The organism is Paenibacillus sp. A14 (genome assembly GCF_036864815.1).
Classification (GTDB): Bacteria; Bacillota; Bacilli; order Paenibacillales; family Paenibacillaceae; genus Fontibacillus; species Fontibacillus sanfengchensis.
Genome location: NZ_JBAGJD010000002.1, coordinates 557,971 through 583,727 on the forward strand (window position 1 = coordinate 557,971; position 25,757 = coordinate 583,727).

The 25,757-nt window shown below is 52.1% G+C and carries 22 protein-coding genes and 1 pseudogene; 4 read left to right on the top strand and 19 right to left on the bottom strand.

The window, feature by feature from the left end:
- Nucleotides 1-12: 12 nt before the first annotated feature.
- From V4U88_RS06855 to V4U88_RS06890, 9 genes are all read right to left on the bottom strand, one after another.
- Entirely contained in the window at nt 13-1,032 is a 1,020-nt protein-coding gene (locus tag V4U88_RS06855; protein WP_334072518.1) for an AAA family ATPase, read from the bottom strand.
- Nucleotides 1,029-1,706, bottom strand: coding sequence for a nicotinamide riboside transporter PnuC (gene pnuC / locus V4U88_RS06860; RefSeq protein WP_334072519.1), 678 nt, complete (start codon nt 1,704-1,706; stop codon nt 1,029-1,031). The genes V4U88_RS06855 and pnuC overlap by 4 nt, the downstream gene beginning before the upstream one ends.
- Nucleotides 1,707-2,204: 498 nt before the next feature.
- Nucleotides 2,205-2,864, bottom strand: a complete 660-nt coding sequence (locus tag V4U88_RS06865; protein WP_334072520.1) for a deoxynucleoside kinase — start codon at nt 2,862-2,864, stop codon at nt 2,205-2,207.
- A gap of 87 nt (nt 2,865-2,951) precedes the next feature.
- The gene (locus tag V4U88_RS06870) at nt 2,952-3,701 is read right to left on the bottom strand and encodes a spermidine synthase (protein WP_334072521.1); all 750 of its coding nucleotides are present in this window, start codon (nt 3,699-3,701) and stop codon (nt 2,952-2,954) included.
- Between the two features lie 39 nt (nt 3,702-3,740).
- Nucleotides 3,741-4,415 (bottom strand): hypothetical protein, encoded by a 675-nt coding sequence (locus V4U88_RS06875; RefSeq protein ID WP_334072522.1) that lies wholly within the window; start codon nt 4,413-4,415, stop codon nt 3,741-3,743.
- Nucleotides 4,416-5,081: 666 nt separating this feature from the next.
- A complete protein-coding gene (locus tag V4U88_RS26945; RefSeq protein ID WP_442951872.1) occupies nt 5,082-5,402 on the bottom strand; it encodes a YugN family protein in 321 nt (106 codons plus the stop codon).
- Nucleotides 5,327-6,169, bottom strand: a complete 843-nt coding sequence (locus V4U88_RS06880) for a class I SAM-dependent methyltransferase (RefSeq protein ID WP_334072523.1) — start codon at nt 6,167-6,169, stop codon at nt 5,327-5,329. The genes V4U88_RS26945 and V4U88_RS06880 overlap by 76 nt, the downstream gene beginning before the upstream one ends.
- 238 nt (nt 6,170-6,407) lie before the next feature.
- Nucleotides 6,408-8,408: a sialidase family protein gene (locus tag V4U88_RS06885; RefSeq protein ID WP_334072524.1), complete on the bottom strand. Its 2,001-nt coding sequence runs from the start codon at nt 8,406-8,408 to the stop codon at nt 6,408-6,410.
- A gap of 159 nt (nt 8,409-8,567) precedes the next feature.
- Entirely contained in the window at nt 8,568-9,473 is a 906-nt protein-coding gene (locus V4U88_RS06890; protein ID WP_334072525.1) for an AraC family transcriptional regulator, read from the bottom strand.
- A gap of 180 nt (nt 9,474-9,653) precedes the next feature.
- On the opposite strand from V4U88_RS06890, the pseudogene V4U88_RS06895 reads away from it, so the two are divergent.
- Nucleotides 9,654-9,758 (top strand): annotated as a pseudogene (locus V4U88_RS06895) (carbon-nitrogen hydrolase family protein); the annotation flags it as partial.
- A 208-nt stretch (nt 9,759-9,966) separates the two neighbouring features.
- Here the strand turns inward: V4U88_RS06895 and V4U88_RS06900 are convergent.
- The 9 genes from V4U88_RS06900 to V4U88_RS06940 all read right to left on the bottom strand — a co-directional run bounded on the left by V4U88_RS06900 (nt 9,967) and on the right by V4U88_RS06940 (nt 21,203).
- Nucleotides 9,967-12,048 carry a serine hydrolase domain-containing protein gene (locus V4U88_RS06900; protein ID WP_334072526.1) on the bottom strand — a complete coding sequence of 694 codons (2,082 nt, stop codon included), beginning with the start codon at nt 12,046-12,048 and terminating at the stop codon, nt 9,967-9,969.
- Between the two features lie 113 nt (nt 12,049-12,161).
- Nucleotides 12,162-13,463, bottom strand: a complete 1,302-nt coding sequence (locus tag V4U88_RS06905) for a GHKL domain-containing protein (RefSeq protein WP_334072527.1) — start codon at nt 13,461-13,463, stop codon at nt 12,162-12,164.
- 4 nt (nt 13,464-13,467) lie between these two features.
- Entirely contained in the window at nt 13,468-14,208 is a 741-nt protein-coding gene (locus V4U88_RS06910; RefSeq protein ID WP_334072528.1) for a LytR/AlgR family response regulator transcription factor, read from the bottom strand.
- 179 nt (nt 14,209-14,387) lie between these two features.
- Nucleotides 14,388-15,692 (bottom strand): glycosyltransferase family 2 protein, encoded by a 1,305-nt coding sequence (locus V4U88_RS06915; protein WP_334072529.1) that lies wholly within the window; start codon nt 15,690-15,692, stop codon nt 14,388-14,390.
- The gene (locus V4U88_RS06920; protein ID WP_334072530.1) at nt 15,685-15,828 is read right to left on the bottom strand and encodes a hypothetical protein; all 144 of its coding nucleotides are present in this window, start codon (nt 15,826-15,828) and stop codon (nt 15,685-15,687) included. The genes V4U88_RS06915 and V4U88_RS06920 overlap by 8 nt, the downstream gene beginning before the upstream one ends.
- A 46-nt stretch (nt 15,829-15,874) precedes the next feature.
- On the bottom strand, nt 15,875-16,750 hold the full coding sequence (locus V4U88_RS06925; RefSeq protein WP_334072531.1) for a GGDEF domain-containing protein: 876 nt from the start codon (nt 16,748-16,750) through the stop codon (nt 15,875-15,877).
- Nucleotides 16,751-16,766: 16 nt separating this feature from the next.
- Nucleotides 16,767-17,876 (bottom strand): glycosyl hydrolase, encoded by a 1,110-nt coding sequence (locus tag V4U88_RS06930; RefSeq protein ID WP_334072532.1) that lies wholly within the window; start codon nt 17,874-17,876, stop codon nt 16,767-16,769.
- A 329-nt stretch (nt 17,877-18,205) separates the two neighbouring features.
- Entirely contained in the window at nt 18,206-20,305 is a 2,100-nt protein-coding gene (locus V4U88_RS06935) for a TerD family protein (RefSeq protein WP_334072533.1), read from the bottom strand.
- 319 nt (nt 20,306-20,624) lie between these two features.
- A complete protein-coding gene (locus V4U88_RS06940; RefSeq protein WP_334072737.1) occupies nt 20,625-21,203 on the bottom strand; it encodes a TMEM175 family protein in 579 nt (192 codons plus the stop codon).
- Between the two features lie 224 nt (nt 21,204-21,427).
- On the opposite strand from V4U88_RS06940, the gene V4U88_RS06945 reads away from it, so the two are divergent.
- Nucleotides 21,428-21,910 carry a hypothetical protein gene (locus tag V4U88_RS06945; protein ID WP_334072534.1) on the top strand — a complete coding sequence of 161 codons (483 nt, stop codon included), beginning with the start codon at nt 21,428-21,430 and terminating at the stop codon, nt 21,908-21,910.
- Between the two features lie 327 nt (nt 21,911-22,237).
- Here V4U88_RS06945 and V4U88_RS06950 read toward each other — a convergent pair whose 3' ends face one another.
- Entirely contained in the window at nt 22,238-23,413 is a 1,176-nt protein-coding gene (locus V4U88_RS06950) for an oxalate decarboxylase family bicupin (protein WP_334072535.1), read from the bottom strand.
- 315 nt (nt 23,414-23,728) lie between these two features.
- Here V4U88_RS06950 and V4U88_RS06955 point away from each other — a divergent pair, with 315 nt between their 5' ends.
- Nucleotides 23,729-24,703: a FecCD family ABC transporter permease gene (locus V4U88_RS06955; RefSeq protein WP_334072536.1), complete on the top strand. Its 975-nt coding sequence runs from the start codon at nt 23,729-23,731 to the stop codon at nt 24,701-24,703.
- Nucleotides 24,704-24,739: 36 nt separating this feature from the next.
- Nucleotides 24,740-25,747 carry an ABC transporter substrate-binding protein gene (locus tag V4U88_RS06960; protein WP_334072537.1) on the top strand — a complete coding sequence of 336 codons (1,008 nt, stop codon included), beginning with the start codon at nt 24,740-24,742 and terminating at the stop codon, nt 25,745-25,747.
- Nucleotides 25,748-25,757: the final 10 nt, after the last annotated feature.

A 25,757-nucleotide genomic window follows, 5' to 3' on the forward strand; every position in this document is an offset into this window, starting at 1 on the left:
CCTTCGCTCGTTCTAAACGCTATTGCTCGCCAACTCCCCAAAGTAGTTCCCGTATGGCCGGAACTTCGCCAGCACCTCGTCGACCCGGCGCATCCGCTCCTCCAGACTTCCCCGCAGCGGAATATAGGGAATCCGGCGCTCCTTCAAATCCGCGATGATTTGCTTATGAAAAACATGCCGCTTCTGATCCCCACTGCGATCCCAGGTGTCGTCGTACGGAATGTCGTCCTCGCACAGGAAGAACAAATCGTACCGCTGGGCGTTCTCCAGCGCGATCCGGGTCAACAGCTCCGGTGCCCGGCCATGGTAATCGAGCGCGAACATGTACGTCGTAATCGCATTGGTGTCGACGAAAAGATACCGGTTCGCCTCCAGCAAAGCCCGCTCCTCCCGCTCGATATGCCCGACCGCGATCTCGTCGAACGCCTCGAACCCGATTCTGCGGTCCACCTGATGCTCGGTCCAGTAGTCGCGGCCATATTCGCTCGCGAAGGTCGTATGGTAGCGCTCCGCCAGCGCCTCGGTGATCGTCGATTTGCCGGTCGACATCGCCCCCACGAACACCACCTTCGTAATTAGGTCCCGGTACACGACATCACTTACGAACTCCCGGTACTTGTACGGGTCCGAACGCACCATCGTCGCCGAGACCGGGACCCGTACGCGCGCTTCGTCCACCCGCCGGTCCACCGCGCCCAAAGCGATGCTCATGTGCTCGCCGTAGAACTCGCTGGAGTAAAAGTGCGTTACCTGCTCTCCCTTCAGCAGGCCCAGAATATACTGCTCCTCCCGGATTTCGTGTTCCCGGTCGTCGGAGTAGCCGTCCGGGCCGTCCCAGGCTTCGATCACCCGGACGGCCGGGTAAAGCCGGCGTATCCAGTTCGCCCGGATATGAAGCGGAATCGGCGTGACGGTCGTCTCATAGATCACGACGATCAGTTCGTCGACTTCTTGCAGCGCCGTCTCGATCATGTATTGGTGCCCTTTATGCAGCGGGGCGAATTTCCCCAGCGTCAATCCCAAAGTCTTCATGCCATCGCCTCCTTGGCCCCTTTGTTCCAATTGTAATAGCCGTAGCCCGCGTTGATCAGATACGCGCTCCACATCACAATCATCAGCAGGCCGTCCGGACTGCCTTCAACCATCCGAATCACCCACAGCAGCACCGTGAACATATTCAGCACGATATATACCAGCCACTGCTCTTTAAACCTTCTAACCATCAAAAGCGTCGCCACGATAGACAGCACCGTCGTAATGGCATCGATATAAGGCGAATTCTGTCCCGGAATGAACGAGAGCCCGAACCCCAGCAGCAGGCAGCCGAATATGCAAACCGCCCCCACCCCAAGCAAACCTTTAAGGGTCATCTGGCGCATGGCCAGCTTGCCGCCCTGACGGTTGTTCTTCCACATGTAAAAGCCGACGACATTCATCGGGACAAAAAACAGCAGATTCAGCATAACCTCCCCGAACAGCCCGTTTACATAAGACAAATAGGCGTAGCCGAGCGTGTTATACATGCCAAAAACGTAGCTCATCAGGTTCCCCTTGGCCGCGAGAACCACGCATAATACGCCCGTGATGAAAACCGTGAACCCGAACAAGGAATCTTTGGATATCACCGTAAATCCTATGGCAATGGAGGTAAACAGGACCAGCCATGCGATTTCGAACAAGTTCCAACTACCCGTATACTTCTTCACCTTGCATCCCCTCAGCTTTCTGCACTCCCTCTTGGAGCCCAGACTCAAATTGTCACTTAGTATGATATTGATAATAACACTTTGTTACTATCAAAGATAACAGAAGAGCTCGCGGATAGCAAGTAAATTTTTCCTTCATGGGTGCCGAGAGGGCCTATGAGGATCAACAGAGGCCGGGATCCGGTATGGCTGTGTGTGTATTGTGAACTGTGTGTATTGTGAACTGTATTATCTGCGCCGAATTAGCGGGAAAACCTCCCGGTAATTTTGCTCAAAAAGCCCACGGGCCGCGATTACCTGGAAAACCTCCCGTTAATTCAAGCTCCCTGGGGGGTTTATCGTGGATCAGGCCGAATTAGCGGGAGAAAATCCCGGTAATTCGGTCCTTTTAAGCTAAACAGGCAAGATTAACGGGAGAAATTCCCGGTAATATGACGATGTCACGTCTGCCTCTACTTTTCGGGCTAATTTGTTCGGATTTCCGTCCCTCGAAGCTATCTATCCGCGGTACGCAAGCTCTGTTCGCTCCATCGTATCGTTAATCTGGCGAATGATGTCATCCAGCGACGCCGGATCGTTCACATCGTATTCCTCGATATTCAACCGCAGTACGGGACAGGCGGCAAAACCGTCGATCCACTCGGCATACCGGGCATGCATCCGCTCCCAGTAGGCGCGTTCCGTCCGAATTTCCATTTCGCGGCCGCGCTCCTCAATACGGGATAAGATGGCGGGCAGGCTGCCTTCCAAATAAATCAACACATCCGGATGCGGAAAATAAGGCGTCATCACCATCGCCTCAAACAGGCTGGTATACGTCTGATAGTCCGTGACCGACATCGTGCCTTGATCGGCATGCATTTTGGCGAAGATTCCGGTATCCTCGTAGATGGAACGATCCTGGATGAACCCCCCGCCGGCTTCCACAATCGCTTTCTGTTCCTTAAACCGTTCGGCCAGGAAATAAATTTGCAAATGAAAACTCCAACGCTCAAAGTCCGCATAAAACTTTTCCAAATAGGGGTTATGATCCACCTTCTCCATCGAAGTCTTGAACCCCAGCCGCCCGGCAATCGCCGCCGTCAGTGTCGATTTGCCCACTCCGACTGTGCCCGCGACGGTAATCAGCGCATGGTCCGGTATTCCGTAGTTGTTCATGATATTAACTCCTTTACCTTTACACCTTGTATCCTTCATAAGTGAAGAATTATACCGTTCATGCCCGCTTTTTACAATCGGTAATTTTCATTTCCGATCCTGGATGATATATCCTTCTTCCGGTTGGAAAGCGATGAAGCCGGCCATCTCTTTTTCCCGGAAATGTATGGGCTGCCAAGCTCCCATCAGCAGGATGTTTCTTTTATCGGCCGCGCCCGTTTGCGGCAATTCAAAACAGCAAGCATGAGGAAAAACGGTCCGCAGCGTGGTGTGAGCGGCACGGATGAGGGCATCGCCTCCCCCACGGCCAAACAGATTCATCAAGAGCGCCCCCCGCTCGTTCAGCTTGTCCCCGCAGAGCCGGAAAAAAGACTCCGAAAGCAGGTGAAGCGGGGTATCCTTCTCCGTAAACGCATCGAGAACGACGAAGTCATGGGCGAGATTCGGCTCCTTTTCCAGCAAGCTTCGTCCGTCGCCAACATCCACATTGGCCAGGGGGTATCCGAAATAACGGCTGCTGATCTCCTTGACCCGCGGGTCGATCTCCGCCACCTTCACCCGTTTATCGCGGAGCCTGGCAGGGAGGGTTCCGATGCCAAGCCCGATGACATAGGCTTCGTTGAAGTCCGGGATATGCGTTTCCATGAGATGGAGTATAGCCCGGGGATATTCGAAAACGATACGATCCGGGTGATCGAGATCCATAACCCCTTGAGCGGCTCCGTCCGAAAAAGCCAGCACCCGGAATCTTCCCCGTTCCCCCTCATAATGGGAAATTTCGTAAACCACCAACGTACTCCCGTCTTCGCCGTAATCCTCGTCGTATAGTACCCGCATCTGCCCTGCTCCCTTTTTATTTATGGCTTTCCCCTGGTGTTACCCGAAGATCCCTTCAATCTCCTCCCGCTGCCGAGCCGAAATCCCGGTTTCGCTAAGGACAATGACGGCATCGGCCTTCCGCCAGACGAGCAATTCGCCGTTCGTATCCCAACTGACGATATCTTCGGGAAAGTCGGCTATCTTTTTCAAACCTAACCGTCGAACCAATTCGCCGTACTTCGCCTCATCCACGACGTCATAGCAGCCCTTACGGTAGAAGTCCAATTCATATTCAAAAACCCTCCCCCATTTCCCTTTGTTCACCTGCTCCAGCACGGCCAGGTTTTCGATATGAGTCTCAAAACGATGGCATTTGATATCGTATCCTTCGTAATATCTTCCCTGCTCATCGATGGTGAAGGTCTCTTGATATAAAGTATCCGCGCACTCCAAGTGCCGGACGACAATGTCATCCTCCGGCTCTATGACGATCAGCCCCGGCTCGTTCTTAAAGGATCCACGGCAAGGCGGCTTATGAAGAATCCCATAGACGATGGGTTCCAGGTAAGCGTAGTATGTAAAACCGCCGAAGTTCTTTTGAAATTCGATCAAGGCATTCGTAGGTGCTATTCCCGCAGCCTCGAAGGCTTGAATTATGTCGCTCTCCTCCCGAACGGAATCCTTCCATTTGGAGTTATCCAGAAATCGCCGCGCTCTTTTGGATAAATTCACGTCTCCACCCCCGTATAATTCCGACTGCCTCCGGACCTTCCGCCACTCACACAGCGAAAATGGCAAACCTAATTGCCCTTTCCCCAGCCAGCAGCTAGTTTTTAGTATAACAGAGTATTGGCCTTTTGCTTGATCGATGCGTTTTAGGTAAACCCGGACCCTAAAATGACTTAAGAGCGCTACCTAATTTAGGTTAGCGCCCTTAACTTTCTCCAGAGAAGTGATTTGGTTTTGGGACAACCATACCGCGTAGCCCATACCGAATACAGACATAATTTGGGGCGTTGGAATTTATCGCCTCATTGAAATGGTTACCAACTCCGCACGTGTGCTGAATATGAGTCGGCATCCCACACATTAACGGGAAAACCTCCCGTTAAATTCCCTCTGTTGGCCCTTGGATCGAATTTAGCTGGAAAAACTCCATCTATTTCGCGGCCCAATGGCCAATATACTCAATTTCAGACGAATTAGCGGGTGGTTTTCCAACTAATTCGCCTTTGCAACCGCTCAGGCACCAAATTAACGGGAGGAATTCCCTTTAGTTCGAACCAGAGAGTGAAACGTAGGCCAAAGTTATGAATTACACCATTCGCACGGCTGTCCAATAGGCATATCGTTCAGCCTATCTAGCTCTTGTAGCCCCGGACTATTGGAGGTATCGCTTTATTCTCCCGAATCGAAAAAACCTGCGTAGTATTCCCAATTTCCACACAAGTGAAATCCCTGTTTCTCAAAATCTCCGCACACATCGCCATAATAAGCGCGCATTCCCTCAATCTCCGACGGGATAATTAACACCTTTGCTTCCTCCCTATTAGATATAAATAGACTTATACTAAGGGATTGCCATGATCGTCCGGTTTCATTCCCGGGAAGGGGCAGGGGGAACACGGTCTGATATCTGTTAATTACCTGTTTCTCGCCACGGCCAGTAGATGCGGGCTCATTCCAAGGAGACTTTCCTGTTCTTCGACCATCCTGCATATCGCTAATAATCGTTCACGGCTTTCACGCCCGGCCCACTTTTCTTCGAACGCCGGTACAATCCAGACAGGACCTTCCACGGCCGCTGTTTTCTCGTGACACAAGCCGGCCTCTTCCATTTCACATTTGAGTTCGGCGGGTGTATGGAAGAAGGCTCTGGCTATGAAATGCGGATACTTTTCCGATCTGATATGCTGTCCGTCCGTCAACTCTCGCCCGATCATCTCCATAAAATCATCGTCTTCAATAAAGTCGTTCTTGTCACCATATACGGAAAGGCCCCATAAGGCCGAGCCAAACCTTGAGATGGCCGACAGGATCATAACGCCGTTCTCTTTCAATACTCTCTTGGCTTCCCGCAGCGCCTCGATTCGCTCGCTTTTTTCCGTCAAGTGATATAAAGGCCCCATCAGCAGTACGAAATCCGCACTGTTGTCGGGTCTGTCCAACTGCCTGGCGTCGGATACTTCTATATTGTAATTAAAAGAAGGGTGAGACCTTTGCAATTCCATCGCGTGCTTCGCGGCCTCGGGAGCCAACTCAAACATATGTACCTCATGCCCCATCTCGGCCAGCCAACGGGAATAAACGCCGATCCCGCCGCCGATATCATAAATCACCTGTTTCTCCGCCGGCAAGTATCTCAAAATCAACTCTTTCGTTCTTTCAAACTCGATTTGACCAATTCCCCGCTGTAAACGGTCCTTTTCCGCCCCGCCGTTGTAGTAGTCGAGGATTTCACTTGCATACTCATGCGACATGTCCATGACCGCTCACTCCAAAAGTATATTTTTCCCAATATTATAGGGCACTGGCGGCAGCCTTTTCAGTCGAAAACGTGAACAAACGGGGAATTTTGGGTGTAATCCGTCGGTCCATCCGGAGGCAATGTCGCCAAGCGAACCGCTGTCTTTGCCCCACGAGCCCCCAGCAGATGTGACATAAAAAAAAGGACCCGCACCTTGCGGGTCCAACCACTATCAGCCGAAAATGACCGATCGGCAGCTAAAGCTTATTCGCGTACATGATTTCCCCATACGTCCCGATAAAGATATATTTTCCGTACATCTTGATCCCGTCTTTCATCATTTCCGTCCCGAATATGCTCACGCCGGGATGCTTGTCGGGGATGGTCACCTTCCGCCACTGCACCCCGTCTTTTGAGACGTAATAATTATCGTAAAGATCGTACTCCCCCTCGCCCAACTCCTCGAAAGAATGGTACATCGCATAGAAAGACCCGTCAAACGCGGTGAGGAAGTTGAAGCCGTCTTTATCTTCGACCAGATTCGTTGTTTGCTTGGACCAATTTACACCGTCTTTCGAAACCCATGTTTTCGTGGGATTATACTGGTTTGCCACAACATACACGCTGCCGTTCCAGGCGAGAAACGCTTCGCTCATGTCCAGCGTCTTCAACAGCTTCCAATGGACACCATCCGTCGTCTGCATGATTTTTGTCGTCGAGGGTTTATATTCGTTATACACCTGGAATGTGGCGAGCAGCCGCTTGCCGTCCCAAGTCATCGAGGTCAGCCAATCGTTACTCACGCTGTCGACCCGCGTCCAGGACACCCCGTCCTTGGAAGTATACACGCCGTACACCTGGTCGGAGGCGACGAAAAATTTGCCCGCCCACATCACGTTGCGCAAGTCGCCGAATTGATCTCTGAACTTAATTTTCGCCAGCTTCCAGGTCGTTCCGTCCGCCGAATAATAAGCCCCGCCATTGCCGACGGCGACGAACTTGTTCGCTCCCCAGGCGACGTTGAACAGGCTCGCTCTTCCGAGCCTGCCGCGGTAAGAGAACGGGCTGCTGCTTCTCCATGTCTTGCCGTCGTCCGTGTAGATCACGCTGCCGTACGAACCCACGGCGACCGTTCGTTTGCCGTTCGTGGCCAGTCCGTTGAAATCCCCGCTCGTCGCCGTACCGATCATCCGATAACTCCACGAGGATCCATCTTTCGTATAGATCGAATACGTTCCGTCGGGGTGATCCTGCCGATCGTTCGAACCGATTCCGGCGAAACCGCTTTTTACGGGGTAAATGGTATAGATATTGGCATGAAGATAAGACAAGTCTACCTTCTTCCAACTGGCGCCATCCCTTGATGAATAAGCGACGTTGATATTCACCCCTTCGTTGTTGCCGGAGGCGCCGGTGACAATATACATGTTGTTGCCGTAAACGATGGTCTGCAATTGAACGCCGTTAGGCGACTTTCCTTGCTTTTTCCAGGTCGTTCCGTCCGTTGAAGTGTAAATGCCGTTGCCGACACCGATGTATTGATGGCCCGTCCAGGCCAGATCGCGAACCCCGGCGGCGGCATTATAGGTTTTGGCGGACCATCCGAGGCCGTCCTTGGAAACGAGGACGTAATTTTGATCATAGCTGCTTACGAAGTAAGTCCCGTTCACATATTTCAGGGAGTTCCAGCCGCGCTCGCTTTTTAACGTATATGAGGCCGTCCAGTTCTCTCCGTCTTTTGACGTAAACACATGTTTCGTCCCCAAAGCCACGAATCCACCCTGGCCCCATGCCAGATTCTCGATCGTTTCGCCCGGGTTAAAGTCCAGCTTCGTCCACGTTAAACCGTCTGTGGAGACAAAGCCTTCGGAAGGCTTGCGGTAAAGGTCCATGTCGTAGTCCGTATTGTTGCCGAACATGACATATTTCGTTCCATCCCATTCGATGGTCGTCAAATGATAATTTCCGAATTTCGAGAGGGCCTTCCAGCTTACCCCGTCCTTCGACTTCATGACCGTTCCGTATGGACCGACGGCTATGTATTCGTTGTTTTTTCCCTTTGTCAGCGCATAGGGCGCGTTGGAGCTAAAGGTCGTGTCCAGCGTCCAGCCTTCGCCCATCGAGACAGGCGGCTCCTGCAGCGTAATCGCATCGATTTCCGGGTAGGCCCCTAGAGCATCCGCCGGCGGGACAGCTCCACCCCATAACGACAATAAGAATGACAAGCAAACGACCATGACGAGCGCACTTCTTCTCATGTTTCCCTCCTGATGTTGACGTCTTGTTGTTTAGAATTATTTTCATCTTAGTCGCTTTTTGTCGAATTGTAATGGGTCTTTATACCTATGAACAAGAAAAAACATAACCAACGGCCTAAATCGACCGTTGGTTATGTCCGATAAAAGTCACGTGTTAATTTACAACTTTTTTACTGGGCGCAATACCGCATAGCCATATCCCTCGGGAAAATGCCGCTGGTAATCCTGCTTTACGTCCTCATCCCATTCATATCCTCTGCTCTTTGGGTCAAAATTCCAGGCGGTATGTTCAACGGCTCCCATGACGGCGCCGTTATCCTTGAGGTAATCGAAAGGCGGATGAAAGAAAACCAGATATTCCGATTCCGGAATCTCTTTGCATTCCATACCGTCCGGAATAGCTCCATTGTAATCCATAGAAACGGGAATTCCGTACAAATAGCCTTTTTGCCCGTCGCGGTAAAACCATCCCGCCGTTTGGCCCAATTGTCCCGGCAGGGCCAGATTGGACATGCTGTCCAGGACGCCGGCAATCTCATCGCAGTTGTGACCGTTTTCCCAAAATGAACCATAATTTTGTACGGACAAATCCCAAATTCCAATAAACTTGTGCGCCGGAATGTACTCGACTTTGATCTCCACCGGTTGTACCCGTGAGTTGCTCATCTTGCCACGCTCCTTGGTTAAATAGTAATGATAAGGCGAAAATACCTCCTGACGAATGGCCAATGGAATGGGCCGCGGTGCCTTACGGTAGGCCGCCGGGGTAACCCGGAACGCCTTGACAAACGCTCTGGTAAAAGACTCCTGTGATGAGAAACCGTACTTTACGGCAATATCCAGCACTCGTTCGTCCGTGTCGCGGAGCTCCAAGGCGGCACGGCTGATCTTTCGTGTCCAGATATAATCCCGCAGCGTCATCCCCGTCAACTCGTTGAATTGCCTGGAACAATAATAGGGGGAGTAACCCAACTGCTCGGACATTTTCAGGAGAGATGCGGTTTCCGTGATATTGGCGTCCACCCAGTCGACCATAAGCTGGACCATTTCATTCCACTCGTACATGGGAGATTTCCTCCTTTCAAACAGCATCATAGCAAAATGGGCTCTTTTGACATTTGATCTGAGTTGCACTTCCTCCAAGCACGCATCATTTATATGTACACTTGTCATATTTTCGCACGATGATAATACCTCAAGCCGTAAACTTCAAAGGTGATAACCCCGAACAGGAAGAACTTTATCATGAAACTCAGAGTGTCCGCAGTACAATATCAGCTTCAGACCGGTGCATCATTTGACGATTTCGCGAAACAATCCGAACACTATATTAAAACCGCCGAGGAGTATACCGTACTGACAAACAAGCCGCAGGCATGGCACGACATGGTCGGGCAGTTGGCGGCGAAGGAGAGCGGGGCACTGCTGCCGATCTAATCCTCTGTCAGTCTTACACACTAAACTAACTTATTAACGGGAGGAATTCCCGGTAATTCGGACAAACAACCCTGAAACCGCCATAGGGCGGCAATCAGGGTTGTTTGCGTACACAACAATTTTATTTAGATTCCAACGTCAAGGTAATTCCCAACACATCGCCCGGCTGTCCGCCGAAAACAATCAGGCCGTTCTCCGGCAGGACCGCGGCGCGGCTCCCGCTGGCAGCGGAGAAGCTCACCGGCGCGCCTTTCGCATCATAAACGACGAATCCCGCGTGCTGCGGCAGATCGACCGTCATGGTCCGGCCTGCCGCCCCGGCGTCGATCTTGAACCAGCGCACGCCTCCCTCGGCCGGGATCGTGACAGCGGACGAATCGCCTCCGTAGATCGGCTTCACGGCCGCGTCGCTTATATACGTCCGGCCGTCGGCCCGCAAGTATTCGATGCCGTCCTTCCGGAAGAACTCCAGGTCGAAGACGTCGCGCCCGTTCATGACCGGAATTTCGGCGACGTTGACCGCGTGGTCTTCGCCCGTGATTTTCGTCCCGTTGGCATAACCGCCCTTCTCGTTAAACTCAATCTTCTTTGTCAGAACCGCAGGAGACAGGTAGAACAGCGAATTGATCTTTTCGTCCAACGCGTAGTAAATCCTTCCGTTCCGCTCCTTCCAGGTCTCCGAAACCGCATCGTTCAGCGGGTTATCGGCCAGCTTCTGACACTCGTAATAAGCCATGACGGCCTGCCCAAGGCCCGGAAACTCCAAATGGCTCTTGACGCGGATGTACGTATGGCCGTTCGTCTGTTCGTCGAAGCTGATGACGGTGCGGCCATCCGCACCCGTAAACTCGTCCTCGCCGGTGTATACGTACGTTTGCTCCGGAATCAAGCCCATCAGCGCGGGCAGCTTCACTTCTCCGTTTTCCACCGTGATCCGAAGCGTGGAACCCACCGTACCATACAATCCGGCATAGGCGCGCAGGCGGTCCGGCATGTCTTTTTTCACAGGTGCAGAGAAAGTTTTGTCCGGCAGAATATCGGCGATGTCCCCTTTCTCCTTCAGGTACGCCAGCAGAATATTCGTCGCCGCGGCCGTATTGAAGATGGATGAACCGCCCGAGGTAAGCAAAGCTATGGAGACGTTCTCTTCCGGCAGCGCGACCAGCGCCGAGTGGTACATCAGCGTGTCCCCGCCTTTCGTCACCGCTTTGATGCCGTAGTCGCCGAACGGAGCCAGATCGACCGAGTCCCAACCGAGCCCGTAACCGAACGTGTTCGTCTCGTCTTTGACCCAGACGCCTCTGCGGTACTCCGGCTGCTGCATGGCGGAGGCCGACGCCGCCGACAGCAGCTCGGGCTTCTCCCCCGTCAGCACTTCCGCGAACAGAGTCAACTCTTCGGCGGTCGAGTAAATGCCGCCGGTTCCGATCACATTCGCGTTCTCCGGAGGCAGAGCGCCGGCGATCCCGGGGAAGCGGATCGGGTACAAGCGGCCGCGGTCGAAGTCGTCGAGCGGCGTCTTCGTCGACGTCAGTTGCAGAGGCCCGCTGACATGACGGGCCAGAAACTCGCTATAGCTCATCCCGCTCACTCGTTCCACCAGAATCTCCAACAATTGAAACCCGTCATTGGCGTAAACGGAGTATTCGCCCGGGTCGGATTTCAGCCGCTGGGATCGCAGGTTTTGGAGCAGGGTGTCATGGTTCTGTGTATCGTTATCTCCCAGCAGCATGCTGTTCTTGTAGTGCGAGCCGTACAATCCCGCCGAGTGATTCATCAGCATGCGGGGCGTAATCCGCTTATACCGTTCGTCAGCCATTTTGAATTCGGAGATATACTCCGTCAGCGGCTTGTCGATATGGATCTTGCCGGCGTCGGCCAGCATCATCGCCGCGGCGGTCACGTACATTTTGCTGACCGAGCCGATCCCGAACATCGCTTCTTTCGCGACAGGCGTCTTGCTCCCCGTTTCCGTTACTCCGAGCCCGCCGGACAGCACGACTCTCCCTTCGTCCCGGATCGCATACTGCACGCCGGTCACGCCATAGCTGTCCACGAGGACCTCCGCCATTTGGCGGGCCTTGGTTTCGGCCGGATCATTTACCGTCGAGCCCCCGCTGGCCCGGGCGGCCTCTTCCGCGACCGGAAGCGCCAACAGCAGTGCCGCCATCACTCCCGCACTCATCCGTTTCCACATCTTCATCAGTTGCCTCTCCTTCTTTCTGTTCGGATTCAGATCTTGCCTTCATCATACGAAGAGAAAGAACCGAACGGACGAAAATGCCCTGAAACGAAAAAAAGAATCCCCAAACGGCATCAAGCCGGGGATTCCTGCGCACTTAAGGGAAGAACGACCATATTGTCGAACGTCTGCGATTCGGTTTCAATCGTCATATGACCGCCGTATTTTTCGCAAATCCGCTGAATGTTCGTCAATCCGTAGCCGTGATAATCCGGATTCGCCTTCCGGCTGCGCAAATCGGACACCTCCCGGTCCACCTGATTGCGAATGCGGATGAATAAAGCGGACTCGGTCGAACGCACCCGGATCTGAATATACCGGTCCTCGGCGATTTTGACTTTTTTTGACGCCTCAATGGCGTTATCCAGCATGTTGCCCAGCACCACGCACAGATCGTACCGTTCGATGCCAAGGTTCGGGGTATAGAGCCGGAGCTCCGTGTCGATTCGGATCCCATTGGCCTGTCCAATATTCAACGCGTTCGTTACCAGCGCGTCGACGGCCAGATTGCCGGTGTTCACCCGGTGGTAGGCATCTTCAATCTTGTTCAATGTTACGCGGATATGTTCATTCGCTTCATCCGTCCTGCCCCGCGCGATACATTCCGCTACGTACAGGAACTGCTGATTCGTATCGTGGATAATCCGTTTGATTTGTTTGAAGCTGTGCACTGTTTTTTCATAATTGGCGTCCTGATAATCCATCTGTTGCTGAAGCTGGGCATTCTCGTGGAGCAGTTGGAACTTGGCGATGACGGTATCGAGAATATAGACGACCAGCACGTTCAAAACGATGAAGCAGAACACCGAGAGGAAGTAGTGAATATTTTTCTCGCTGTAGGCCGTCAGCACATTCACCTGATAAATGCTGATGACCGGTACGCTTAGGAACAGCAGATAATAACGGGAATCGAGGGGGTAATTTTTGCGTTTGGCCAAAAAACGAATCATCTGAACGACGGCAAACATGGCCGTACAGCTGAGCAGCAAGCTCATGGCAAACAGTCGTTGCCCCGGTTTTGTCGTCCAGTCCGAAGGGTCCGCCGTCACGACAACGGAAGGCTCGATCAGATAGAGGGAAATGGAGTTCACCAGCGTGAGCAGGACTGCATAAAGCACGGAATACATGATTTTCAGCTTGAGCTCCGCCTCGAATCCCAGGGCCAGAGAGAAGATGATCACGAGTCCCAGCAGCGAGGACCAGAGCGGAGAAAAATAAACGGTCATATACACCATGTTCAAAATAACAAACGCAATCACATACCACCATTTCGTCGGCTTACCGCTTTCCTTGCCAAAGACGGAATTGAAGTAGAAATTCACCTGGACCGCCATGACCAGCGTAATGCCCAGGTTCAGCAGTATGATGAGTCCCATGTTCTCAATCCGCCTTCATTACCATAAATTTTGTGCAGGCATCCTTGACTTCCTTGATCTTGGACCGCCCGATGGGAAGCTCCATGCCGTTCGACATGACGACTTGGCCGCCGGCAAATTTATGCACGTGGAGCAGGTTAATCAGAACGGCGCGGTGAATTTGTAAAAAACGGTTCTCTTTCAACGCCGCCGCGTAGCCGGAGATCAGCCCCCGGCCCTCGTGGACGGCATGGACCGTCGTGAATTTCAGCCTGCTTTTGACCGTCAGACTTTTGACGGCTTCGATCGCGATAATATCTTCCTGCCGGAGCACAATCTCCTCATAAGCCGACTTGATGATCAGAATGTCCGGTTCGCGCTCTTCGAAATAGCGGCACAGCTTCAGCATCTTCTCCTCGAAGAGGTCCGGTTCGACCGGCTTGAGCAGATATTGAAAAGTGACGACATCGAAGCTCTCCAGCATGTATTCGGCATAACTCGTCAGGAACACGATCTGTTCACTGATCCGCTTCATCTCTCTCAGTTTTCGGGCGGTTTGAATCCCGTTCAATCCGTTCATTTCAATATCGAGAACGAGAATATGGAAGGAGTCCTCCCCGTTCTCATAATGCGCAATCAATTGTTCGCCGGACTCGAACAACACGGTTTCAAATTCGACGCCGCTCTTGACCGACAGGGTCAGCAGCATCTGCTGAACCCGTTCCCTCTGACGGGCTTCGTCGTCGCATACGGCTACCCGGTACATGCGGCATCATCCTTCCTGCGGTGATTCAATCGTAATATAGCGTAACACCGCGCCGACACGGCAGGCAACAGGACACAAGAAACTCTAGCGAGCTAACCATCTATGTATACAAATTCGAGCGATGTTCGGCATCCTCTCTATTACATGGCAGCGCAATTTTTTCAATAGCGGGAGCTCCCTTATCCCTCAAACCGCTGCGTCTTGTACCACTTGGTTTTCCTACCCGTCACTTTGTCGACGACCATCGAGTAGAAGGCCCGCAGGGAAATCAGCAAGAATAGCTGGGAATACGTGAAATAAGCTAGGCAGGACAGAATAAAGTTTTGTGTCGTACTTTGTCCGATATCGGCCGCCAGCGCAAGATTGATCTGCAGCACGAAAAGATAGTACATCAACCCCCAAGCGATCATGAGATAAACATACACATCATCCGCAAACTGAAACGGCATCGTCACCCCCGGCTTAAACATTCCGATTACACCGTAGATCATATTCACGACGATGATGATGTCCGATATGATAACAGCCAGCAAAAACCAGAAGTAACTCGCCGCAAAGTACAGCACATGCAGCTTAATGCGCCAGCTTGACCGGTTAAACAAATGATGGAGGTTGCCGATCACGACGGAAAAATTCCCTTTGGCCCAGCGCTCCCGCTGCTTCAAATAAACGCCAAGTCGCTCCGGCTCCTGCTGATACGCTTCCGCTTGGGGCGCCAGCGCGATGAGCTGGCCTCTCTCCAGAATTTCGAACGAAATGGCCGTATCCTCCGTGATCGCCTGCGTATCCCAACCGCCGATCTCGCGGATCAGCTCCGTTTTGATGATGAAATTCGTCCCCGGAATCGTCCCGAGCCTGAACAGCTCCCATAATCCGGTATGGTAAATCCGCTGGGCCGTAACCAGTTCGAGATTGATGAATTTGGAAAGAAGGTTCTGCCCGCGGTTTCTTGCCTTGTTCCGTCCAAAGACCGCCCCGTAACCTTCCGGGTCTTCCATCGCCTTTTCGATCAAAAAGTATAGCGCGTTCCGCTCCGGGGCCGCATCGGCGTCAAAGATACAGATCCACTCGTGTTTGGCATACTCCAGCGCGTCATTCAGCGCTCCGGATTTACCGCCGGTTCCCTTCCGTTCAAAGATCACAAAATCCCGGTCCCGAAACGCTTCCTTGCTTTTCAGCGCTTGTAACTTCCCGGCGGTATCGTCGCTGCAGTTATCGGCAACAACGATTAACTGCACTTTATCCTTTGGATAATTCAAGCGCAGGATACTTTCCGCCGTCGCCGCAATCACCAATTCCTCATTGTGCGCGGGCACCATCACGGTAACTGTGGGAAACCGCTCCATTTCCTCCAGGCTGGGGATGGTCCAATCCGTCCGGCTTTGCCTGAAAATGAACCGAACCGCACCCCACATAATTATTATCGATTGAAATACGGCCGCCCAAATGCTTATGATCGATAATACCAGTAATAAATCAGCCACTGACTTTCCTCCGGTCATATTTTCGATTTACACGTGCCCGAAAGACCAGCGTTGCTATAAACAATCCCAAAACCGCCAGGGCAAAAATCAGGCTGACAATCTTGCATAAAGGAATAAACCAGGCGGTGTATGCCATTTCCTCTCCTCCTGCCGTAAATCTCTCTCAACGAATCGCGATGCGTTCAGATGTATTCTCCGATCAAATCCGTCTCCGTATTGCGTTCAAGCGCGGAAATCACCGCGTCCGCATGCTCATACTTCCCGAACTGCTCCTTCGTAAAAACCAGGGCCCCGGCGCGGATAATCAGCTTCAGCTCCCGGCCTTTCCGGTCCTGAAAGGGCGTATCCATCAGCGCCTTCTTGATCCGTTCCGTCAACGCCTTCAAAGACGCATGGTTGGTCATGGGCAGCAAGACGATAAACCTTCCTTGATCCAGAGCGAACTTGTAATCCTCATACCGGATTTGCTTCTGAATACCTTCGGACAAAGAAGCGAGCAGCCGGGCATAACCCTGCGATCCCAGGGCTTCCCGCACCATCGGCAAAAACTCGATTTTGAACATGGCCAGACAGAAGTTGTACGTATCCGCATAGCGGCTGGCCAGGTTCGACTGTTTGACCAACGTTGCCGCAAAAGCCTCCTTATTCCCGAGCGAGGTATCCAAATCCACTTCGGGATTCCTGCGCTGCAGCTCCTCAAGCCGCTCCATAAGCCGCTTATTGCGGATCAAACCGGCTTTGATCAATGCGGCTGCGGTCATATTGGCCGGGAGCAGCCACAGCCAGGAGAACGACAGCACGTCCGCCTCGGCGTAAGCAGTAAAATAGACCAAATATGCAACCATATAAACAAAAATACAAACGGCCGTCACCCCGACCGGAAGCAGAAACCCCAGCAGCAGAGCCGCAAGGCACCCTATACTGAAAACCAACTCGGATAAAGTAAAAGACTGGTCTCTAAAGACGTTCACATATACCAACAGTTCCTCCACGATCGCTAAACCGATCAGCAGCACGTATCCCCAGATCATGCGCCGGATTAATCGCTCATTCTTCATGCCCATCTCATAATCCTCACTTTTTCTTCAGAGCATACTCCCCTAGGAGGGGCAGCAAATTATCAAAAATATGCGTATTGGCCTCATACACATATCCGCCGGGATAACGGGCGTCGCGTCCCCTCAAGGTCAGCATTCGTTTGTACAGCTGTTCCGCAAAGGGCCGGTCCCCTTGTTGAAGGGCAAACTGGATAGCGAGGCCGTAAACCGAAGGGGATTCATACTTCACGGCCTCCGTCCGTTCGGCACGCCGATACTGTCCAAACAGTTTTCCCGTTTGCTTGAACTTCTGCTTCAGGAATTGATGCAGGGCTCTTTGATCCCTGTTCGTCTTCCCGGCGTGAATAGCTGCCATCAGTTGATCGATCAAATTCACGCTTGCGTCATACGTGTATTCCCCGGTAACCACGTTGTAAGACTTGGGGTAGAACACCCCGTCATCGGGCATCTCCTGCAGCAGCGTATGATATCGACGGTACGTCTCCTCGTGCAGCACCTCTTCTTGCACAAGCCTCTTTAACGTCGATAAGTCCACATAAGCCAACGCCAACGTATCGGGAGCTTCCTCTCTGGAGAAATCGTAGAAATCCACAAGGTATCCGTTTTTTTGGGAGTGGAGAAGCAATGTTTCCGTTAAACTCTTAGCCTTTGTTTTCCACTCGGGATGGCCCTTCCACTTCCCGGCTCCTTCCAGCAAGGCCCCAATGATCCGCAAGTCGTCGCCAAGGGCGTTCGTGCCCACTTCCGCATTCCCCTCAGGGCTTAATTTCCAGGCAATGTAGTTTCGATCCGCCGTGAAATAGCGGTTTAACGTTTCAAAGCCCTTTTCAAAGGCGGCCCGATCATTACCGGCTAGCGCCGCCTGCATCCAGAATCCGAGCGACTCGGAGAGCGCCTCCCGTCCGGCCGCCAACTCGGGGTTGGCCGATTCCGCCTCCCGTAAGTAGGTAGCCAGTGTGCCGTTAGGGTTGGTCATTTTTTTCGCAATAAAGCTCTTGGTCGATTCTTTCCCTTCCGCATGTGCGCATCCTCCGATCCCTACGGTTAAGGTTACGCTTAGCAGCAGCCCTACTCCCGCCCACAACCATTTACGCCCGCTTCGCCAATCCAAACTGTTGACCTCCATTCCTGCCGATCCCCCGTACTCGTGATGTTGTGTGGTAAAGCGGTCTAATTATACAGCAAATTTATAGCTACTATAGATTCTTACCCACAATAAAATAGAACCAACATAACCGCAACCGATAATTAACCGGACTCCGTTCACCCTCTCGCGCATTGTAGCATTCGATTCTGTACAAAAACTGTACAAACCTTTAGAGAGAGAATCGAAGTATTAGCGTACATCAAATTAAAAAAGCCTGCAAATCTGCAGACTTTTTTCGTGTGCGCCTTTGTTTACTTAAATCCTCCGAATCCGCATCAACTTCGCCGAGCGCTGCTTGTTCCTCCTGCTCAAACCAGATACTCGGCCATAATTTGCTCGATATCGTAGGGAGTAACTCCTTTGTCCACCGAAAATACGCTGTCGGCCCGGTTCGGATCGTCAACCCCTTCCCCGCGCGCCTCGGCATGCAGCCGAAATAAGTCGTGCAGGTCGGGCTTCCGCAATGAGGTCATGGCTTTGCCCATCAAGACCATCCCTTTTTGGTTTCCTTCGACATTGTTGTAGTAATGGGGATGTCTCGTTAACGAAAGATCCGTCCAGATCACCGTACGGGTCACCAGATCCATAATCACAGGGATCGCAATCTGCGTATCTGCGGTGACATCGATCTTATTCACCACGGTGGAAGGCTCGAAAATTTCGCCGGAGCCCGGTTTTTTACGCATCATCCAGCCCGCAAAGCATTCCGGCAAATCGCAATAGGGCTGTTCCGTAAACGAATGCAGCGTGGCAACAATATAACGTCCTCCATAATCCACGATGGAAGGGATGTGCAGATCAATGAACTCGCAGGCGCCCTGAGGGGCAGACACGATATCTCCACTATGAACAGCCCGGTATTTAGAGGAACGCAGATTCGTATAAGAAATATGCTCCACGTACTGCCAGTTGCGGTCATACATCACGGCGGACAAGTCAATATCCACGCGGCCGGTGGGCTTCCCGGCGACTTTCCCTTCCTTCCACCAGTTGAAGAAACGAATGGTATCTCCGTCGGCCATCGGCAGGCGGCTTCCCCGCACAATCGTACGCAGCGACTTGCTTGCCGATCTTTGGGAGAACGGCACATGATAATTCTTCAATTCGGGATTCACATAGACCTTCCCCAACGGTGGGAGCGCGGAGAATCTCCGGACCAGCGCTTCCTCACACAATCGCACGGCTTCCCGGCGGATGGCCTCCTCGATTTCCGGAAGGGTATGAGGGATTGCGAACGCTTTAGCCACAATGCCCTTCGGGAAAAAAATGCGCAACTCCTGCCGTTCGTTTCGGTGGGCAAAATGGTTTTTCACTTGGAGCAGTACCGGGGTCGATACCTGGTCCACGACCTCGCCAAACGCCAGCAATACATACTCCGGGTCTTCGGCCGTTCGAATCAAGTGATCCAATCTTCTGGCAAGTTCGCCGGGGCGCTGTGTCAACAAATCAATAAGTGTCCAGGTATTGCGGTACCGGAAGGCGAGCTCAACGCTTCCGTTAAAGGTGGTGAAAGGCTTGTTATTCCGCAAAATATCAAAAGCCTCTTCACACCGGCGAAACCGGTGCTTATATTCGGAAGGATGCAAAATTTCGCCCAAGCGGATCCAGCGCTCCTTAAACCGGAGCATATCCTCCGTGATCTGGCCGCATTGTTCCAGCAGCCCCAGCAGCAATCGGCGCTCGGACCGTTTAAATTTGCGGAACCGCGTGGCCCCGGCCAAGCTGACATCACCATTCGACCAAGCCACGGCCAGCCGGAGGACGTCGGTGGCGGTTTTAAAATAGCGCCCGATCAGTCCAAGATTGGCCTTGTCATGCTTCATCAAGGAAGCCGCCACGAATCCGACATTCTCCTTGAACGGAATCTCGGCCGGCAGCAATGCCTCCACCTCATCCGGTTCGGCGATTTCAATCGCCGTATCGATATCCTGTTTGTCCGTCTCGGAGATGGAGACCTTGGCTTCGATCAGTCGGCGGATCATCGTATGAAACTCTTCTTTGCTTCCAAGATCAATGACCTTCAGTTCGACCTTATCGAGCAGAGGCGTTCTTTCCGCATGGGGAGGTTCGGGATATTCCAAAGTTAGATAATGATAGATCGCATTCAGATACAGCTCCACGTCATCCTCCTGCATCACCTGCATCGGGAAGCCGGGATACATGGGGTTAAATTCCACATGCGCCCCTACCATGACCCTTAAATCGGCTACCAGCCGATGATAGAACGCTTCAAACTGCTCCCTGGATAACGCACGTACGGTACGCATTAGCTGATGCGAGAATGTGAACCCGAGATGTTCGATATTTTTTAACACCGTCGCCAAGTAAGCTTCAGGAAGTCTGTTCTCCTCTTGTCCTTGTTCGACAATCACTTTGTTCGCTCTTCGCAGCAAAATCGTATTTATCATGATCAAAGAGTCCAGGAAAGCCATATCCCTAAATTCATTAAGGGAAGTAGAAGGAAGGAATATGATAGCCTGGACGCCTCCTCTCCGGGTAGAAATCCTTCAGGAAAGCCGCAACCCTATTTCGCCAATGAGTTTAGAAGGAAGGATCGCGATAGCCTGAAGGTTCAAAGGTTCGAAGTCCGTGACCCGATCGCTTTGATGTACTTATCTTCGCAGAGTTTGCGGCGCGCCAACAGGGTGAAAGTATTACGACTTATAAAAAGGCGCTAAAAAAAAGCGCTTCGAACCCGCCTGCACGCGAGCATCGAAGAGCTTTTTATTAACGGCTTCTCAGGGCATGCTCGATTCGCTTATCCGGTACAAACCAGACTACGGCAACGAGTATGAAAAAGAAGCCGGATATCCAAGGGCTCAGATATGCGGTCAAGGCCGCGATCAAGTAGAGCAACGGAGACAGTTTACCCTTCCAGTCTTTGCCCATGACTGCGACGAATGAAGAATCGCCCGAATGCTGGTTAATAATCGTGCGCTGAAGCAGCCGGTACGAGAACGCCGCCAGCAGCAGAATAATGCCGTACAGCGCCGTTGGAGTGGCGGCAAAATGGCTTTCCCCCATCCAAGCCGTCGTGAACGGCACAAAGGATAGCCAGAAGAGAAGCAGCAAGTTGAGCCACATCAACCGCCCGTTCATCGTTCGTACCATGTGCAATAAATGATGATGATTATTCCAGTAAATGCCCACATATACGAAACTGAAAATGTAGCTAAGAAGTTTTGGGCCAAGTTCGATAAGCGCATGCCAGTTATGGCCTTCCGGTACTTTAAACTCGAGCACCATGATCGTAATAATGATCGCCAGCACGCCATCGCTGAACGCTTCCATCCGGTTTGCTTTCAGAGGGGCTCCCCTTTCTCGCTTCTCGCGCTTTTTTACTATTCGACACCAGTAACTTTGCATATCACCCTCGATCCTGTCAAGAAAAACTTCAGCATTTAACCTGTTCACGAATCCTACAAAAGGATTGGTTGGAACTATATTCAAAAAATGTTCTAGCTGCCGATATACCTATAGTATTAAGATTTGAAAATTATCCCAACCAGGAAACATGGAGGTCGTATTCAATGGCAAAATCATGGACCGTAATGGTCGATGGCTCACCACACGAAATTGGCATTAGAACAGGGCCCTTTAAATGCAAAATCACCGTGGATGGGGTTGAAAGTCGGGTGAAGAGTAGAAGCACAGTGATTCGGCTCATTGATGAACCTATAGTTATCGGGAGCAAAACCCTGAACCTGACTGCAATTGGAGGAAAAGTGGATTTGGCGGTTGACGGATTTTATCTGAATTCCGCAAAACCTTACATCCCCCTTAACAATATCCCGGGCTGGTCAACGGCTATTATGCTGATTCTCACGATATTTGGCTTGCTTTTAGGAGGGCTGATCAGTTGCTCCATCGGTGTACTGGGAGGGGTATCCGTCGTTTCAAATTCACTGGCACCCGGACAGAAAAGCCGGCTCCCTGTCTGTCTGGCCATTACAGCCGCCACCGTGGCGGTGCAGATTGCATACGTTTTTCTTCGGGTACAGCTCATGTATTGATTTACAATCCTGGAATACATAGCCGATGTAACTGGAAATACATAGAAAAATATGCCGACATTATCGGGTGGAAAATGTTCTAGCGCACTTTCTAACCCTTCCAACTCCAAAAAGATGCAAATCTGCAGGTATTTTAGGCCGGTCCCCGAGAGAATTCGAAAATAGATGCAAATCTGCAGGCATTTCTAGCGATTTTAGAGAAACGAGCCGATTGCGTCAAAAATTCCTGCAGAATTGCAGGAATTTTGAAATTATTGTTCCAAACAGAAAAAAAACATGCACATATGCAGGAATTCTATGTTATCCAGGTTGTCTGATGGGGCACTATCACCCTGGATACTTGACGACCGGCCACTTTTGCTTCCGCAACGCGTTCATCGCTTCGGGACCCAGGTTAAGATTGTCTTGTACCAACTGATGAGGCGTCAGCGCCATCCATTGATTCAGGGAAACGTCTTCGAAACGATCGCTCTTAAACATTTCAAGAAACCACAAGCTTTCGTTCCCCGTGTTCTGAATGTAGTGTCCGTAGGCGAACGGTACGTATCCCACATCCCCGGCGCGATAATCAAACGTACGGGCTGTGCCGTTCGCCGCAAACACCGTCATGCGTCCCATTCCCGAGATGTAATACTGCCATTCATCATTGTTGGGATGCCAGTGCATTTCCCGCATACCGCCCGGCTTGATCTCAACCAAAGCGGCGGCAATTTGGGTCGAGATGGGAAAGTTCGTTGAATCGACGATCCGAACGGTCCCCCCCGGAGTAACCATCGGCTTCTGCGCGAGCAGTCGATGCGAAAAGGTCAAAGGAACCGTTCCATAGGGATCCGCTACCTGCTGGCTTTCCAGGGAGCCGGGCACATTCGCCTGGAAAATATACCGCTGTTCTTTTGGAATATGGGCAAAAGCGCTCGCCGGCACCCCGAAATTCGCAGCCAATACGTCCTCCGGGGTATGCGCGAACCAGTCGGAAATCGATAAAGTATTGAGGTCGGAGAAGCCGCCGTCGTCAAAAACGAGCAAAAACTCGCAGCCTTCTTCCAACCCTTGAATCGAATGGGGGACTCCGGGGGGAAAGTACCACAGGTCGCCAACGCCCACATCGGCTATAAAGTTCCTTCCGTTCTGATCGACCGCAGTAATCCGGGCCCGGCCCACAAGCATGATGGACCACTCCGCCTGCTGATGCCAATGCAGTTCACGGACACCGCCCGGCGTAAGCGCCATATTGACCCCGGCCAGCGTAGTTGCCGTCGGAAGCTCCCTGACCGTAACCTCCCGCGACCAACCGCCATGATTCAACTGCATATGCGCATCGGAAAATGAAAACTTCAGGTTGGGGATCGTTCCGGCATCCGTGACGGGAGGAACCAGCAAATCCGGGTTCTCACAGTCCCGCAGAATATCACGCGGACCGAGGTCCCACCAACCCGCTCCATCCTTCCTTATCGGTTGCGGGATTTGTCCCGTTACTGCTTGGTGTTGCGGGTTATTCTCCACATTATCACTCCTCCTTCTCTACTTGCCGCTAATCTAAATTATGCGAAGTGGACTTTTCCCAATCACCGCGACAAGAAAAGGAGATCTTGCCTTCAAATTATGTACTCCATTCCATAGGTCTTGCGTAAATTAAATCGAAAGTAATGCGACAATTTATGTGACTCCAATCACATTCTCTAAGACGGGCTATCCATTAAAGTAGTAGACGGCTTTACATGAAATGGATCGTTATTTCTCTTTAATGAGGGGGGAGATCCCATTCAGGTTCAAGATACGCATTCGAATAAACCGCACCAAAAGCTTCAACGAAGAAGAATGGTCTTGTTTTTGAGCTGCTGTATCCTGGTGCTCCTGTCCATACTGTATGGACTGGCAAAAGGTTCTGTTCCGCTCGGCATTTCTGAAGTTTGGAGCGGCTTAACCTCAACCACGGACGGCATCGAGCATCAGATCGTCTGGAATTTGCGCCTGCCCCGCGTGTTAACCGGGCTGTTGGTAGGGATGTGCCTGGCGGTCTCGGGCGCTATCCTCCAAGGGATTATGCGAAATCCCTTAGCCGACCCCGGAGTGATCGGCATCTCCTCCGGCGCCGGGTTGGTAGCGATCATTACGATGTTGATTTTTCCGCAGTTCATGAGTTTATTGCCCTTCGGCGCGTTTCTGGGGGCGTTCATAGCAGCTGCTTTCGTGTATTTGCTGGCATGGGAAGGCGGGGTCTCGCCGCTTCGCCTAATTCTGGCCGGCGTTGCGATTAACACGCTTCTCGGGGCTGTCACCTCGGCGATTATGATGCTACACAGCGACAAGGTGCAGGCGGTCCTGCCGTGGTTAATGGGGGGACTAAGCGAGCGCAGTTGGCCGCATTTCTGGACGATTTTACCCTATGCGTCGGTAGGTTTGATTCTCTCGCTCTTTGCCGCCAGAACAGCCAATATCCTGCGTCTGGGAGACGACGCGGCCAAACTGCTGGGCCACAAGGTGGAGAAAAGCCGCCTTCTGCTCATTCTATTAAGCACGTTCCTGGCCGGGGCTGCGGTAAGCGTAGCCGGGCTGATCGGTTTCGTCGGTTTGGTCGTGCCGCATATCATCCGCTTGATCATCGGCGACGATTACCGTTTTCTTATTCCTGTTTCGGCGCTGTTCGGCGGGATGCTGGTCGTTTTTGCGGATACGGCGGCCAGAAGCTGGTTTGATCCGATTGAGCTGCCCGTCGGGATTTTGTTGGCGGCGGTCGGCGGTCCATTTTTCCTGTACCTGCTCCAACGCGGGAAGTTGATGGGTGGAAGATAGGGAAGGCAAATACATATATAAGGTGGGGTTACAAATATGACAATGGCAACTCGGTTGAACCGATCTTTCGTTACGATGAGCGCGATGGTTAGTATCCTTCTCCTTGTCGCCGGCTGCGACAATGCCTCTATAAACAAAGACGATACCGCGGCGAGTGTCCAGGAAACGACGGCCTCCGGAGCTTATGCCGCACAGCAAGCCGTTACGGTGACGGATTTGGCGGGCCAAACGGTTGAATTTACCGAGGTGCCGCAGCGGATCGTGACTTTCAGTGCAGGGGATATGTCCATCGTTCAAGCCTTAGGCGGAACCGTGGTAGGCAGGCCCTCAATGAGAGGCGAAGTGCCTGCGGAAGCGAAGGACATTGCCGAAATCGGAACAACAAACGCCATAAATTTGGAGAAGGTGGCCGCATTGCAGCCGGACCTGATCATCGCCCACCGGCAGCTGAATGTCAAGGATATCCCGGCGTTGAAACAACTGGGGGCTAAAATTCTGTTAACGGGCGCTGCTTCGCTTGAAGAGAATAACGCCTCCATCGAAATGATAGGCAAAGTGTTGAACAAGACGAACGAGGCGGAAGCGCTGGTCAAGCGGATCAACGATAAAGTGGCCGAATTGGCAGGGCAGAACAACGGTGACGAAATCCGTTCCTTGATTGTCTTCGGCTTACCGTCAAATTGGATGGTGGCACTCCCGGATTCTTTGTCCGGCAGCTTATTGGATGCGGTGGGAGGATTCAATATCGCTAAAGATTATCCCCAGCTTGAAAGGTTCCCGCAGTACGCCCAATTGAATATTGAACGCATCGTCGAAGCCGACCCGCAAGTGGTGTTCCTGATTACACCGGGGCCGCAGGAAATTGCGGAGAAATCGTTCAAAGCCGAAATGAGCAAGAATCCATCCTGGAGCCATATCGACGCGGTGAAGCAGGGGCATTTTATCGTATTGCCCAACAGCTTGTTCGGATCGAACCCCGGGGCCAAAATCATCGATTCCCTGGATTATCTACACAACGAATTGCAGAAGGTCGCGGCGAAATGATCCGTCAAAA

Bases quoted from the DNA above. Each gene is read 5' to 3' on its own strand.
- V4U88_RS06930 (WP_334072532.1), bottom strand. From the start codon at position 17,876: ATGGAGGTCAACAGTTTGGATTGGCGAAGCGGGCGTAAATGGTTGTGG.
- V4U88_RS06945 (WP_334072534.1), top strand. From the start codon at position 21,428: ATGGCAAAATCATGGACCGTAATGGTCGATGGCTCACCACACGAAATT.
- V4U88_RS06880 (WP_334072523.1), bottom strand. From the start codon at position 6,169: ATGGACATGTCGCATGAGTATGCAAGTGAAATCCTCGACTACTACAAC.
- V4U88_RS06900 (WP_334072526.1), bottom strand. From the start codon at position 12,048: ATGAAGATGTGGAAACGGATGAGTGCGGGAGTGATGGCGGCACTGCTG.
- V4U88_RS26945 (WP_442951872.1), bottom strand. From the start codon at position 5,402: ATGCAGGATGGTCGAAGAACAGGAAAGTCTCCTTGGAATGAGCCCGCA.
- V4U88_RS06885 (WP_334072524.1), bottom strand. From the start codon at position 8,408: ATGAGAAGAAGTGCGCTCGTCATGGTCGTTTGCTTGTCATTCTTATTG.
- V4U88_RS06920 (WP_334072530.1), bottom strand. From the start codon at position 15,828: ATGGCATACACCGCCTGGTTTATTCCTTTATGCAAGATTGTCAGCCTG.
- V4U88_RS06870 (WP_334072521.1), bottom strand. From the start codon at position 3,701: ATGCGGGTACTATACGACGAGGATTACGGCGAAGACGGGAGTACGTTG.
- V4U88_RS06865 (WP_334072520.1), bottom strand. From the start codon at position 2,864: ATGAACAACTACGGAATACCGGACCATGCGCTGATTACCGTCGCGGGC.
- V4U88_RS06905 (WP_334072527.1), bottom strand. From the start codon at position 13,463: ATGGGACTCATCATACTGCTGAACCTGGGCATTACGCTGGTCATGGCG.
- V4U88_RS06910 (WP_334072528.1), bottom strand. From the start codon at position 14,208: ATGTACCGGGTAGCCGTATGCGACGACGAAGCCCGTCAGAGGGAACGG.
- V4U88_RS06955 (WP_334072536.1), top strand. From the start codon at position 23,729: ATGGTCTTGTTTTTGAGCTGCTGTATCCTGGTGCTCCTGTCCATACTG.
- V4U88_RS06960 (WP_334072537.1), top strand. From the start codon at position 24,740: ATGACAATGGCAACTCGGTTGAACCGATCTTTCGTTACGATGAGCGCG.
- V4U88_RS06935 (WP_334072533.1), bottom strand. From the start codon at position 20,305: ATGATAAATACGATTTTGCTGCGAAGAGCGAACAAAGTGATTGTCGAA.
- V4U88_RS06855 (WP_334072518.1), bottom strand. From the start codon at position 1,032: ATGAAGACTTTGGGATTGACGCTGGGGAAATTCGCCCCGCTGCATAAA.
- V4U88_RS06925 (WP_334072531.1), bottom strand. From the start codon at position 16,750: ATGAAGAATGAGCGATTAATCCGGCGCATGATCTGGGGATACGTGCTG.
- V4U88_RS06890 (WP_334072525.1), bottom strand. From the start codon at position 9,473: ATGTACGAGTGGAATGAAATGGTCCAGCTTATGGTCGACTGGGTGGAC.